The following is a 12,464-nucleotide window of genomic DNA, read 5'->3' as shown; positions in this document are numbered from 1 at the left end:
TGCCTTACTTAAACCGGCAGCTGAGAATCGTCACGTCGTCGGCAAACTGGGCATCGTGGGCGCTGAAGGCGTTGATGGTGCGCAGCAGTTCCTGGTGCAGCTTGGGTAGCGGCAGGTAGCGGCTGCGGTGCAGCACGTTCAGCACGCCGTCTTCGCCAAACTCGTTGCCGGCTTTGTCGAACACTTCGGTCAGGCCGTCGGTGTAGAGCAGCAGCAGGGATTGGGGCGGAATTTCGATTTCGCCCACCCGAATCAGGGGCAGCTCTTCCATGATGCCGAGCATGACGGTGCCGTGCTTGAGGGGCTCCACGGTGCCGTTGTCGCGCAGCAGCAGCGGGTCGTTGTGGCCGGCGTTCACGTATTGCAGGCGGCGGGTGCGGCGGTCGTAGATGCCGAGGAAGGCGGTGATGAACTTCTCGCCGCCCGAGTTACGGAACAGCAAGTGGTTGAGTTCGGGCACGATGGTGGCCAGTTCCACGCCCTGGCGCAGCAGCGTGCGCAGCCCGGCCTGGAAGTTCGACATCAGCAGCGAGGCGGGCACGCCCTTGCCGCTCACGTCGGCCACGCACAGCAGCAGCCGGTGCTGGTCGATTTCGACCACGTCGTAATAGTCGCCGCCGATTTCGGTGTGAGGCACGTAGCTGCGCTCGATGGCGAGGTGCGCGTCGTTGGGCAGGCTGCGCGGGAAGAGCATGGCCTGCACTTCCTGGGCAATTTCGATTTCCTTGCGCACGGCGGCATCGGCCACGCGCTGGGCCTGGAGGCGGCGGTTTTCCACGGCCCCAATCAGCGTATTGGCCAGTGAGCCGAGGAAGGGAATGAGTTGCTGGCGGTCGAAATCGGAGCGCAGGCCGCCCACGAACACGTAGGCCGCCACCTGCTTCTGGCGTAGCACCGGAATCACCATTTCGTACCGGTCCCAGGCCTCGCCGAGGTGCAGGTCTTCCACGGCCTGGGGCTGGGTCACGCCGCCCTCGCGCAGGTGCGGGGTTAGCACTAGTTTTTCGGCTTCGGCCAGGTCGCTGCCCAGGGCCACGCGCGCCTGAAAGCCGTGGTCTTCGCGGGCCATCAGCAGCAGCTGCACCACGTTGCGCTGGCCCTGCAGGGTGAGGCGCAGCATGTGGTAGAGCTCGTCCACGGTGTGGTCGCGAGCGGTCATGTCGTGCGCTACCCCGAGCACCGTATCCAGCTCGAACTGCTTGAGCAGCAGCTGCCTGCGCAGCTGCTTGATTTGCTCGTCGCGGTGCGTTACCTGGGCAGCAAGGGCATCGGCCAGGGGCTCAGCAGAAGAAAGAGGAACGGAAGCCATACAGCAAGGTAAGCAGCCCGTATGAATCGCGCATGAAACGCGAACGGGGCTGCAAACTTAAGCAGCCACGGGCGTTTTGGGGTCGTAGGCGTCGCGGAGGCCGTTGCCCAGCAAATTGAAGCTGAGCACGAGCAACGAAATGGCCGTGCCCGGCAGCAGCGTGAGCCACAGGCCGGCCTCGGTGCCGAGCAGGTCGTAGCCCTCTTTCACCATCAGGCCCCAGCTGGGCGCGGGCGGCTGCACGCCCAGCCCGAGAAAGCTCAGGCCGGCTTCGAGCAGAATAGCCGCCGCAAAGTTGCTGGTGGCCAGCACGATGAGCGGGCCGCGCATATTGGGCAGCAAGTGCTTGGCAATGAGGCGCCAGGTAGGGAGGCCCAACACCCGGCCGGCCTCTACGAAGGTGGCCGAGCGCAAGCTGAGCATCTGGCCGCGCACCACGCGGGCTACATCCACCCACATGGTGAGGCCCACGGCCACGAAGCTCACCCACACGCCCTTGCTGTCGAGGGCCAGCGAAATGGCAATGACCAGCATGATGCCCGGAATGCTCCACACCACCGTCATCAGCCCCAGCAGCAGCGAATCGACCCAGCCGCCGAAGTAGCCGGCCACGGCGCCCACGGCCATGCCCAGCGCCAGCGAGATGAGCACCGCCACCAGCCCGATGCCCAGCGAAATGCGCGTGCCCAGCAGCAGCCGGCTCAGTTCGTCGCGCCCGGCTTTGTCGGTACCCAGCACGTAGCTGCGCGTGAAAGGCTTGGCGTGCACCACCCGCTCGTCCGAAATTTGCTGCGCGGCGGCGGGTGGCGCATCGGCGGGCGTCCAGGGACGGAAGCCGACTGAATCAGCTTTCATTTCGCCGTAGCTCCCCGCCGCAATTGGAATTTCTTCGAATTTGGGCGGCCGGCCGCTCAGCCAGGTTTGCAGAAAGCTGGTCGGCTTTTGCGCGGAGTCGGGCAAGGTGCGCCGCAGGAATTCTACCCGCAGGCCCGGCGCTTGCTTCTGAATCTGGACGAAGCCGTGGCTGGCGTTGGGCGAGTTGTCGGGCAGCACCCAGTAGCCCAGCAGCGCCACCAGCGTGCACAGCGCAATGAAGGCCAGCCCGGCCACGGCGGGCCGGTTTTGCCACAGGCGCTGGCGCACGTAGTAGCCCGGCGGCCGGGCGGCGGCCGAAGTAACGGCGGGGGCTGCGGAAACGGCCGTAGCTGCCACGGCTAACGGGTGTTGTGCTGCAACAGGCCTTCCTTCGAGGCCAGGTAGGAAGCATCGCGGGCAATGGCGCCGAAGGACGTGGTTTCGTAGGCCAGCTCGGTGTCCACGTCGGGCCAGTAGCTGCGGATGAGGCCCTGCTCCAGCAGGCTGCGGAGCTGGTCTTCGAGCTCGGCGGCGGGCAGGCCGGTTTTCTGGAGCAAGGTGCGGAACGGGGTGACGAAGTACAGCTCGTCGAGCAGGTCGAATTCGGGGTCAGTCACGGGCGGGAAATAACGCAAAAAGGTCGTTGGGCAAATGTAAGCCCGGTGAGCGGCTTGGCGGGCGGGTGCGGCCAGCGTGGGTACATTTAGGTCGCCTTGATGGTACGCCCCGCGCCCGTCATTTCTTTTTTCATGAACAAGTATTACAAGGTTCTGCTCCCTGCGTTCCTGATGATGGTGCTCATGGGGGGCCTCATCCCCCTGGGCCGCCGGCTGGCCGGCAGCCCGCCCTTCATCAGCCGCCGCGTCGACCCGCGCCGGACGCCGCTCAAACTGTACTGGAAAAACGAGCAAAACCAGCGGTTCCGCAGCCTGGAAGGCCTGAAAAAATGGCTGGACGCCCACGGCCAAAAGCTCGTTTTTGCCATGAATGGCGGCATGTTTGCCCCAAGCTTTGCGCCGCAGGGGCTTTACATTGAAGCCCAAAAAACCGTGGTGCCACTGGACACCACGTCCGGCACCGGCAACTTCTACCTGAAGCCCAACGGCGTCTTCTACCTCACCACCAACAGCACCGCCCACATTTGCCAAACGGCCGATTTCCACAACGATGGCCGCGTGACCTACGCCACCCAATCGGGCCCGATGCTGGTGCTTGACGGCCGCATTCATCCGGCCTTCCGCGCCGGCTCGGTCAATGTGCAAATCCGCAACGGGGTGGGCATCCTGCCCGATGGGCACGTGCTGCTGGCCATGTCACGCGAGAAAATCAGCTTCTACGACTTCGCCGACTACTTCAAAAAAGCCGGCTGCCAACAGGCGCTGTACCTCGACGGCTTCGTGTCGCGCACCTACGAGCCGGCCGCTGGCCGCCCCCAACCCGACGGCGATTTCGGGGTCATCATCGGCGTTACTGCGCCGAAGCAGTAGCGCCAGCCGTTGGTCGGGGGTCGGGGCGACCACAGGCGGCCAGTTCGGGCAGTTTGAGCGGCCAACCTATACGTAGCCCGGTCGTTGCCCATAAATTGCGGATGAATAGCCCCTTGTCTCTCCTTCGCAGGTATTTTATGAAAAATTATCAGGCAAAATCGCTCGACTCAAAGCATTTCAAGCTGACGCAGGCCGACACCGAAATAGGCTTGCTGGAGTACGAGAGCTGGTTTTCCTTCAAGGCCGAAATCATTTTAGCGAACCACCACCGGTACGCAGTACAACCCAAAGGCTTTTGGGGCACCACAATTGAAGTGAAAGACCAGCAGGAGCAGGTGTTACTCGATTTTAAGATGAATTGGAAAGGGCAAATCCTGATTCGCACCCTCTTCGGGGGCCAGGAGGATTACTACATTCTCAAGCAGAAAGGGTTGCTGAGAAGCACCTTTGTTCTCCTTCACGGGGAAGAAACGGAGTTGCTAAGCCTTGCGCCCGACTTCAAATGGACCCGGCTGAATTTCGACTACGAATTGGTGGCCTCCGATGCGCTTGAGCAGCTGCCTGGCAAAGAACTGCTGCTCCTGACGGCCATTCATTGCGCCAACTATTATCTCACCATGATGACTGCCGCTGCCGCGTAGCTGTTGCTGCGACGGAGGCGCCAGCTGGTGCAATCCCCCCGAGTAGGTCCCGACGGACTCAACCCATCAAGCTTTGTGTAAAATTTTGAGGGCGAAAGTCCATCGTCAGTCGGATGGCCAATCTGGCTGACTATCGAGCTGCAATACCGCCGGCCGTGGGCACGGCGGCTCCTTCCTGAGACTTGACGTAGGCCACGATGGAGGCTATTTCCTTGTCCGACAGCGCAAAGGATGGCATTTGCTGCTTGTTGTATTTGTTGAACAACGCCACGGCGTAGTCGTCGCCGCTGGCCACCACTTTGCTAGAATTTTTCACCCACGGCAACAGCCAGCTCATCGGCCGGCGCTGGCTGATGCCGGCCAGGGCCGGGCCCACCACCTGCTCGTTCACGGCGTGGCACTGGGCGCAGTTTCCTTTAAACAGGGCATCGCCGGCAGCAATGGCGGCCGCTTCTTCGGGCGACGCGGCGGGATTCGGCGAACTAGCTTTCGTAGCAGACACTTGGCGCGTTTGCGGCATGCCGGGCTCATTGGCCCGGGCCACGTCTTCGGCCGCGAAGCCGGCCAGCCCCGCGGCGCTTAGCAGGGTGAAACCAATCAGCACGACTATCAACGCCATGCCCACCGAAAGGGCGAAACCAACCGAATTGAACCGCATGAGTACCGGGGGTTGAGATGGAATATATATGCGGCAAATTTACCATCCAAGGCCCCCGAGGCGTTTTTTTTGGCGCTTTTCTGAGTCGTATAACTACTTCACCGTCCGCCCCTTCCACTCATAGCCGCCGCGCAGCCCGGCCACGCCCACGCCCAGCGCATACGGCGCGTACAGCACCTGCAGCAGCGGCAGCAGCGGCAGCCACTTCCGCCGCCCTAGAAACCGCAGCACCGGCGCCATAAACCACACATCGCCGCCCAGCTTGAGCGCCCAGGCCGCCAGCACCCAGGGCCAGAGCGCCGGCCACACCAGCCCCGCCCCTGCCCCGACGGCCAGCGCCACGTTGGCCCCCAGCACCAGCAGGGCCAGGCGGCGCGAGGCCGGGCTTTGGTAGTGCCGCCACTTGCTGGCCCAGCGCACCCGCTGCCGCAGCAACGCTCGTAGCGTAGGCGGCGCGGCCGTGTGCACAACGGCCGCCCCATCGGCCAGAAAATGCGCGGTGCCGGGAAAGGCCGCGTGGATTTTGTGGAGCAGAAACTCATCGTCGCCGCTGGCCAAATGAGCATTATCGGCAAAGCCGCCCACGGCCTCAAAGGTGGCGCGGCGGTAGGCCAGATTGGCGCCGTTGCACATGGTGGGCTGCTGGCGAACCAGACAGGCGGCACCCACGCCCACCAGCCCGGCAAATTCCAGCCCCATGAGCTGGGCGAACAACGTATCGGGCCCCGTGAGCAGCACTGGCCCGCTGATGAAATTGACCGCTGGTTTTTGGTAGATGAGCGCGGCGTAGGCCGCCAGCCAGCCGGGACCGAGGCGGCAGTCGGCGTCGGTGCACACCAGCCAAGGGGCACGGGCGGCTTTCAGAGCGGCTTGCAGGGCGGCTTTTTTGCCGGTTTCGGCGGCGGGCAGGGCGATGAGCCGCAGTGAAAACGCTGAAGCAGCGGCGGCGGCAGCTACCAGGGCAGCGGTGGCATCGGTGGAATGGTCGTCGGCGATGAGGACTTCGAACTGCGCGGCCGGCAAGGTTTGGGCCGCGAGGTCGCGCAGTAGCTGGGGCAACGCGGCGGCTTCGTTGCGGGCGGCGATAAGAATGGAGAACAACGGCCCATTCAGCCCAACCTCCCCCCCCGGTTCCCTCTCCAAAAAAGAGCGGATGCCAGACAAGTCCTTTTTGGGTCCCATCATTTCCGTTCGTTCCGCCATTGCTTCCCCCTCTTCTTTGGAGAGGGGGGCCGGGCCCCGGAGGGGTTTCGTGAGGTTGCGTTGCCAGCCGCCGCGCAGCCACACCATAAGGCCCGCATACAGCGCCGGCAGCATCAGCAGCGCCACGCCCGCGCCCATCATCGGCCGGCGCGCGTTGAGCGCAGCACCCGCAGGCCCGGCACCAGCAGCAGGCCGGCCGCGCTGGGCAGGGCAATGTTGATGACCCACAGGCTGAGGCTGGCCGAAAGCACCGGCAGCGCCGGCTGGCCCAGCAGCCCAAACAGGTGCGTGGCCGACAGCTCGCGCACGCCCACATCGGCCAGGGCATTGAGCGAGGGCACCAGCGACTTCAGCAGAAACGTGCCCGCCACGGCAGCCAACCCGGGCCCCAACGGGCTGCCCACGCCATAGGCCCCCAGCAGCAGCAGAAACTGCGCGCAAAACACCCCGTAGCGCAGCCCCGAAATGGCCAGCACCGCCGTCAGGGCCCGGGCCGGGTAGGTGGGCATGATGGCCAGCGCCGGCCGAAACCGCCGCAACGGCCGCCACAGCCCCAGCGCCGCCAGTAGCAGCCGCGACCGGTACAGCGGCACCAGCACCAGCCCGCCCAGCAGCACCGCCGACACGCTCACACCCAGCCCAGCAGCCGGGTATCCGGCCAGGTAAAACTTCAGCAGGAAATACAGCAGGCCCGCCACGCCCGCCAGCACCGTGGCCACCAGCTGGCAGTAGCGTCCCAGAAAAACGGCCCCCAGCGCACTCACCCGGCGGCTTTTCAGCTCGATGATGCGGCCGGCGTAGTCGCCCACCCGATTGGGAGTGGCAAAACCCAGCGTGAGGCCCACCAGCACCGCCCGGAAGCTGCGCCCGAACGTGACGGGCTCCAGGTGCCGGGCCAGGCGGTACCATTTCCAAGCCTCCAGGCCCCAGTTGAGGGGCACCAAGGCCAGCGCCAGCAGCACCGGCCCGCGACCGGCCCCGCTGAGTGTAGTCGCCAACAGCTGCCGCCAGGCCGCCGCCGTGTCGGACGCCGCAAAGATGCTGTTGTACAGCAGCCCCAGCGTGAGCAGCGTGACGCCGATTTTACCCCAGAACACCAGCCGGCGCCACTGCCGGGCGCGGCGGGTTTCGGGCGCGCCCGGCTTTTTGGATGAACCGGGGCCGGACGAGTCCGCCACCGCTGCCGCCTCAGCAGCGGAACCTGGGGAGGCGCCGGGCTGGTTGGGGTCGTAACTTTGCGAGAGATGCCTGCCCCCCAACGCCCCCGCCCCGTTCCCGCCGTCGAGCTGCTGCCCAAAATCATTCTGGGCGTCGACCCCGGCACCCAGATTATGGGCTACGCCCTGATTGAGGTGCGGGGCCAGCGCGTCGACGTGCTGTGTTACGACGTCATCAACATGAAGGCCTTGGGGTCTAACCATGCCGTAAAGCTAAAGCGGATTTTCGACCGCATGCTCGAGCTCATCGACGAGTACCTGCCCGACGAGCTGGCCATCGAAGCCCCGTTTTTCGGCGTCAACGTACAGAGCATGTTAAAGTTGGGTCGGGCGCAGGGCGTGGCCATCGCCGCCGCCCTCTCCCGCCAGATTCCCTTCGTGGAGTACGCACCCACCAAGGTGAAGCAGTCCGTCACGGGCTCGGGCTCGGCTACCAAGGAGCAGGTGGCCCACATGCTGCGCCAGACGCTCACCCTGCCCCCCATCGCCGAAGCCAGCAAGTTTCTCGATGCCACCGATGCGCTGGCCGTGGCCCTCTGCCACCACTACATGAAGGGCAACAACGTAACCACTAGCGGCGGCAAAAGCTGGGGCAAGTTCCTGGCCGAAAACCCTGAGCGGCTGGGCGCCAGCACGGGCACGGGCAAGAAGAAGGCGCCGGCGAAGTCGTAGGCGCCGGCAACAAAATTCTGCTAAAGCGTAAGCTGCTGCTATCCAATGACTGCAGAACTTACTGCCTTACTTGCTATTATCAATCACCAGCTCGGTAATTGTTCCTTTCTCGAATTTGATGTCGTAGGAAAAACCGTTGCCCGAACCAGATGCCATCCCAATACCGGCCGGCTGCCTCAGTGCCTGACCAGTTAGTCCCGGAAGCTGACTTTCTAAGTCCGTTATTCTATCCCCTACTTTATACTTGCCCAAAACATAAAACATTGCTTTTTCTTTGATGCTATCCCCAAAATACTTGTAAGCCAGGGTTGGACTGGCGTAAGGAAATAGCTGAAATAAAAAAACAAGAAATAAAGCCGGTGAAATAATTATTAGCGCCTTTCCCAACAACGTATTCGTGTTGTCAAATAGCCCGACATGTTGAAATAGGGCGTAAAATATCCCAAATACACACCCAATAATGCCAGCGTAGCCAAAATAGAACGAGCCTATTTCAAAAGGCCGAAAATTGGTAAATGGCAGTAATAGAAGCATTAAAACAAGCTGCGAGGACGCACCTGTAGCTAGCGGGAACAACTTTTTCTGTCGGGCCAGAAGCGTTTTATTATAGCTTTTGATAATAATTGGAACGAACACAAAAGCGCTTATCAGCGCAAATAGGCCAGTCCAAAAAAGTATAGGAGTAAAATCGGTTACGTAACCCCAATTGCTGAAATGCACCATGTAAATGGCGAAGTAGAGGTAGCCCGCAAACCAAGCAATAAACATGGCAATAAATGATTGCAGCTTATTGTATTCTATTTTCATCATCAGCGAGTCATTTAGTTTTAATCATATTACAAATCAGCAATTTAACCAACAATAATTTCCCCCGCCGCATACGTCACCGCGTAGCCGCTGATGTCCACCCTCTCGCCGCGCAGGCGGCACCACAAATCACCGCCGCGGGGCGAAATCTGGCGGGCGCGCAGCTCGGTTTTACTCAGCTTTTCGGCCCAAAAGGGAATGAGCGTGCTGTGGGCCGAACCCGTCACCGGGTCTTCGGGCACGCCCACGCGGGGCGCAAAAAAGCGCGACACGAAATCGACACCATTGCTGCCGGGCGCGGTGGCGATGACGCCTACGTATTCCAGGGCAGCGATGCGGGCCATGTCCGGCTTCAGGGCCTGCACTTCGGCTTCGGTGTTGAAGACGACCAGCAGGTCGCGGGCGGCCAGCACGTGCAGCGGAGTGGCGCGCAGGCCGTCGGCTAGGCCGGTGGGGTGCGTGAGTAGCTCCTGCGGCGGGCGCGAAGGGAAATCGAGCGTGAGGCGGCCGTCGGCCTCGCGGGCCACGCGCAAGGGGCCGCTCTGGCTGTGGAAAGTAACCTGCGGTTCGGCGAAGCCCAGGTGCGTGAACAGCACGTGGGCGGCGGCCAGGGTGGCGTGGCCGCACAAGTCGATTTCCACGGCGGGCGTGAACCAGCGAATATCGTATTCGGCCGTCGTGCCGGCGCGAGCCACGAAAAAAGCAGTTTCGGCAAGGTGGTTTTCGGCGGCGATTTGCTGCATGAGCGCGGCAGCGGGCCAGGCTTCGAGCGGGCACACGCCGGCGGGGTTGCCGGAGAAGGGTGTCTGGGCAAAGGCGTCGACGTGGAAGTAGCGCATTGGGAAGGGGCAGTTTCGGGGTTTCGCGGGTTTTTCTGGGGCAAGAATACAGCTTGCCTGGCAACAGTGACTTAAAAGGTAGTCATGCAGAGCGTAGCGAAGCATCTCGCGTGCAATCACTAAATCCTGATAATATGGATTAGTGGCACCACGCGAGATGCTTCGCTGCGCTCTGCATGACCGCCTTTGTAGCGTTCTGTATGCCACTTGAGCACCAGCCAGCCGCTGATTTCAAATTATCTTCGATACGAATGCAACCGCGCCGGCCGGCTGCCGGTCAAGCCCCCACAAAGCAGGTCCTGTACAGCCGGCTTTGCCATCTACTTTCTACATGCCGCCTTCCATTGTACCCGTCGATGAAGCGCTGCTGGCGGCGTGCCGGCGCGGCGAATCGGCGGCACAATACCAGCTCTACAAAAAGCTGTCATACAACCTGATGGGCGTATGCCTGCGCTACTGCCCCAACCGGGCCGAGGCGGAGGACGCGCTGCAAAACACGTTCGTTAAAATCTTCACCCGCCTCGACCAATACCGCGGGCAGGGGCCGTTTGAGGGCTGGGCGCGCCGCATTGCCGTCACCACGTCGCTGCACGCCGTGGAGCAATACCGCCTGCGCCACCCCGGCCCCAGCGGCGATGCCCTCGACGAGCTGGCCGAGGGCCTGCCCTCGGCCGAACCCTCGGCCGTGGACCAGCTGGCCGCCGACGACCTGGTGGCCCTGCTGGCCACGCTGCCACCCGGCTACCGCACCGTGCTCAACCTCTACGCCGTGGAGGGCTACTCCCACCAGGAAATCGGCGAGTTGCTGGGCATCGCCGAAGGCACCAGCAAATCGCAGCTGGCCCGTGCCCGGCGCCTTCTCGAAACCCGCCTGGCGGGCCTAAAAACACCGAATTACCATGTCTGACCCCACACCCGACGATTTGTACGAAGCCCTGCGCAAGCGCTTGGCCGACTACGGCCAGGAGCCGCCGCCCGATATGTGGGCCGGCATCCGGCAGCAGCTGCCGCCGCCGGTAGCCGCGCCCCGGCGGCGGCGCTGGCGGGCGGCCCTCGTGCTGCTCCTGCTGGTGGGCGTGGTGGCCTCGCTGGCTACCTGGCAATGGCAGCGGGCGGGCAGTGTGGCCGGAAAGCCAGACACGGTAGCCCAAGGAGCCAGTACTTCGGAAAAACAGCCAGCAGCTCCAGCAAATTCAACTTCAGAGCACGCAGCCGACGCGCAAGGGGCACGCATTGGCAGCGCGCCAACTCCCGCACCGGCTGGGCCAGGTCCGAGCGATGCGACAAATCAGGATGTTCTGACTTCAGCCTCGCCGGGCACTACGTCGAATGCCGCAACTCAGCGCACAATAGCTGACGCGAATTTGAATGCCAGCAAATTGAAGCCAAACACCTCACTAAAGAACTCCCAAAAATCTGGCGTATTTAATTCCGGTCCGGCAGCTAAATCGGTTACGCCAGCCGTAGCGACGGCGACCGGGCCAACTGGCCGCCTTGCGCGGCGCCATCGTGCGTTGCCCCTGGCAGGATTTGAACCGCGTGGCTTGGAAGCCCGGCAGCGGCGTGGGTCTCGCACCGGGCGGGGCACGCGCCCTGGCCCGGCAACTATGGCGCTGGCCGGCCCGGGCAGTGTCTCGGCGGTGGATGCGGCCCGCGCTTCCCGGCCCGCCGTGGCTGCCCGCCGCCCGCAAGCAGCCGCCGCAGCTTCCGTGACTGCAACGGCTACGGATGCAGCAGAAATTGCCGCTTCTGCGGTTGCACGCACCGCACCAGAGCGCCAGGCTGGCACACGCCCGGCCGCCGTTATTCCTGCGCCAAGCCTGGCAGAAGCTCCGTCCGACGCGGCGCAATCCGGCGCCTGGGACGGGCTGGCCCTGCGGGTGGCCGGCCTACAAGTGCCGGCCGGTGCCGCGCTGCGCACGCCGCAGCCGGTCGAAGTAGCTCCCCTGCCGCCCCTGCTGCCCGCGGTGGTATCGCGGTGGGCGGTGCAGTTGGTGGCTGGCCCGGGCCTGACGTACCGGCACCTCGGCACAGCTTCGGGGCTCTCCTACACGACCAATTCGTTGGCGACGCCGGTAACGGCTGCGCCCGTTTTTTCGAATGGGAACATCAACCGCGTTCAGACCACCTCCACCAGCTCTGCGGCCTCGCTGGAGCGCCCCGCCCTGGGGTACGCCGCGCAGCTTAGCATCCGCCGCACGCTCACGCCGCACTGGACGGTGAGCGCCGGCCTGGGCTACGCCGAATACGCCACCGCGCTGGCCCTGCGGCAGGTGAGCGCCGCCCAAATCACGCGGGCCAGCTACGATTTCGCTTTTCTCGACAGCCTCAGCCGGGCCAGCGGCACCACTATCCGCCAGCGCGATACCTACCGCTTTCTGACGGTGCCGCTGCGCGCCGGCTATGTCTGGACCACGGGCCCGCGCTGGCAGGTAGGCCTGCTTGGGGGCTTCGATGCCGCCATTTACCTCGGCGGCACCAGCACCGAGGGCTCGGCCTGCGCCTGCCAGCCCCAAACCTGGGGCGCCTCGGGCAGTCCCTACCGCAGCCTCAGCCTGGCTGCCAGCCTGGGGGCGGAGGTGCGCTACCGCCTGGCCGGCCCCTGGCAGCTGCTGGTCCAGCCCACGGCCAGCTATATGCTCTCGCCGCTGGCCAAGCCGACCAGCGGCTATTCAATCCGCCACCTGCTGGGGGGCACGGCCCTGCTGGGCATGTCGTACGACTTACCGTAAGGGTCTAGCAACCATTTTTTTACTGGAATACGCGGGTGCTAACC

14 protein-coding genes are annotated in these 12,464 nt (G+C 63.6%); 5 read left to right on the top strand and 9 right to left on the bottom strand.

Translation table 11 applies throughout. The annotated features are described in order from the left end of the window. Nucleotides 1–4: 4 nt before the first annotated feature. Genes Q4S41_RS19470 through Q4S41_RS19460 form a run of 3 tightly spaced genes read right to left on the bottom strand, consistent with a single transcriptional unit; the run spans nucleotide 5 to nucleotide 2,781 of the window. Nucleotides 5–1,309, bottom strand: coding sequence for a PP2C family protein-serine/threonine phosphatase (locus Q4S41_RS19470; RefSeq protein WP_305032800.1), 1,305 nt, complete (start codon nucleotides 1,307–1,309; stop codon nucleotides 5–7). A gap of 57 nt (nucleotides 1,310–1,366) precedes the next feature. Further along, on the bottom strand, nucleotides 1,367–2,521 hold the full coding sequence (locus Q4S41_RS19465) for an ABC transporter permease (RefSeq protein WP_305032799.1): 1,155 nt from the start codon (nucleotides 2,519–2,521) through the stop codon (nucleotides 1,367–1,369). Nucleotides 2,522–2,523: 2 nt separating this feature from the next. Next, a complete protein-coding gene (locus tag Q4S41_RS19460; RefSeq protein WP_305032798.1) occupies nucleotides 2,524–2,781 on the bottom strand; it encodes a hypothetical protein in 258 nt (85 codons plus the stop codon). Between the two features lie 132 nt (nucleotides 2,782–2,913). Between Q4S41_RS19460 and Q4S41_RS19455 the strand changes: the two genes are divergently transcribed. Both Q4S41_RS19455 and Q4S41_RS19450 read left to right on the top strand, forming a co-directional pair. After that, complete coding sequence (locus Q4S41_RS19455) at nucleotides 2,914–3,651, top strand: phosphodiester glycosidase family protein (protein WP_305032797.1); 738 nt, start codon at nucleotides 2,914–2,916, stop codon at nucleotides 3,649–3,651. Between the two features lie 101 nt (nucleotides 3,652–3,752). Continuing rightward, nucleotides 3,753–4,292, top strand: coding sequence for a hypothetical protein (locus tag Q4S41_RS19450; protein WP_305032796.1), 540 nt, complete (start codon nucleotides 3,753–3,755; stop codon nucleotides 4,290–4,292). A 130-nt stretch (nucleotides 4,293–4,422) separates the two neighbouring features. Here Q4S41_RS19450 and Q4S41_RS19445 read toward each other — a convergent pair whose 3' ends face one another. From Q4S41_RS19445 to Q4S41_RS19435, 3 genes are all read right to left on the bottom strand, one after another. Next, on the bottom strand, nucleotides 4,423–4,950 hold the full coding sequence (locus tag Q4S41_RS19445) for a c-type cytochrome (protein WP_305032795.1): 528 nt from the start codon (nucleotides 4,948–4,950) through the stop codon (nucleotides 4,423–4,425). Nucleotides 4,951–5,043: 93 nt separating this feature from the next. Next, nucleotides 5,044–6,051: a glycosyltransferase gene (locus tag Q4S41_RS19440; protein ID WP_305032794.1), complete on the bottom strand. Its 1,008-nt coding sequence runs from the start codon at nucleotides 6,049–6,051 to the stop codon at nucleotides 5,044–5,046. 239 nt (nucleotides 6,052–6,290) lie between these two features. Then, nucleotides 6,291–7,331, bottom strand: a complete 1,041-nt coding sequence (locus Q4S41_RS19435) for a lysylphosphatidylglycerol synthase domain-containing protein (RefSeq protein WP_305032793.1) — start codon at nucleotides 7,329–7,331, stop codon at nucleotides 6,291–6,293. Nucleotides 7,332–7,397: 66 nt separating this feature from the next. Between Q4S41_RS19435 and ruvC the strand changes: the two genes are divergently transcribed. Further along, on the top strand, nucleotides 7,398–8,042 hold the full coding sequence (ruvC, locus tag Q4S41_RS19430; protein WP_305032792.1) for a crossover junction endodeoxyribonuclease RuvC: 645 nt from the start codon (nucleotides 7,398–7,400) through the stop codon (nucleotides 8,040–8,042). Between the two features lie 66 nt (nucleotides 8,043–8,108). On the opposite strand, the gene Q4S41_RS19425 is transcribed toward ruvC, so the two are convergent. Next, on the bottom strand, nucleotides 8,109–8,852 hold the full coding sequence (locus Q4S41_RS19425; protein WP_305032791.1) for a hypothetical protein: 744 nt from the start codon (nucleotides 8,850–8,852) through the stop codon (nucleotides 8,109–8,111). A gap of 41 nt (nucleotides 8,853–8,893) precedes the next feature. Continuing rightward, the gene (locus tag Q4S41_RS19420) at nucleotides 8,894–9,688 is read right to left on the bottom strand and encodes a PhzF family phenazine biosynthesis protein (protein WP_305032790.1); all 795 of its coding nucleotides are present in this window, start codon (nucleotides 9,686–9,688) and stop codon (nucleotides 8,894–8,896) included. A 331-nt stretch (nucleotides 9,689–10,019) separates the two neighbouring features. On the opposite strand from Q4S41_RS19420, the gene Q4S41_RS19415 reads away from it, so the two are divergent. After that, complete coding sequence (locus tag Q4S41_RS19415; RefSeq protein WP_305032789.1) at nucleotides 10,020–10,595, top strand: RNA polymerase sigma factor; 576 nt, start codon at nucleotides 10,020–10,022, stop codon at nucleotides 10,593–10,595. Nucleotides 10,596–10,643: 48 nt separating this feature from the next. Here Q4S41_RS19415 and Q4S41_RS19410 read toward each other — a convergent pair whose 3' ends face one another. Next, on the bottom strand, nucleotides 10,644–10,829 hold the full coding sequence (locus tag Q4S41_RS19410; RefSeq protein WP_305032788.1) for a hypothetical protein: 186 nt from the start codon (nucleotides 10,827–10,829) through the stop codon (nucleotides 10,644–10,646). Between the two features lie 466 nt (nucleotides 10,830–11,295). Here Q4S41_RS19410 and Q4S41_RS19405 point away from each other — a divergent pair, with 466 nt between their 5' ends. Beyond that, nucleotides 11,296–12,420 (top strand): outer membrane beta-barrel protein, encoded by a 1,125-nt coding sequence (locus Q4S41_RS19405; RefSeq protein WP_305032787.1) that lies wholly within the window; start codon nucleotides 11,296–11,298, stop codon nucleotides 12,418–12,420. The last annotated feature ends 44 nt before the right edge of the window (nucleotides 12,421–12,464 follow it).

The sequence above is a fragment of the Hymenobacter convexus genome (genome assembly GCF_030580955.1).
Classification (GTDB): Bacteria; Bacteroidota; Bacteroidia; order Cytophagales; family Hymenobacteraceae; genus Hymenobacter.
The sequence above is the reverse complement of the archived record's forward strand: the minus strand, read 5'-3'. Positions and strand labels throughout refer to the sequence as shown.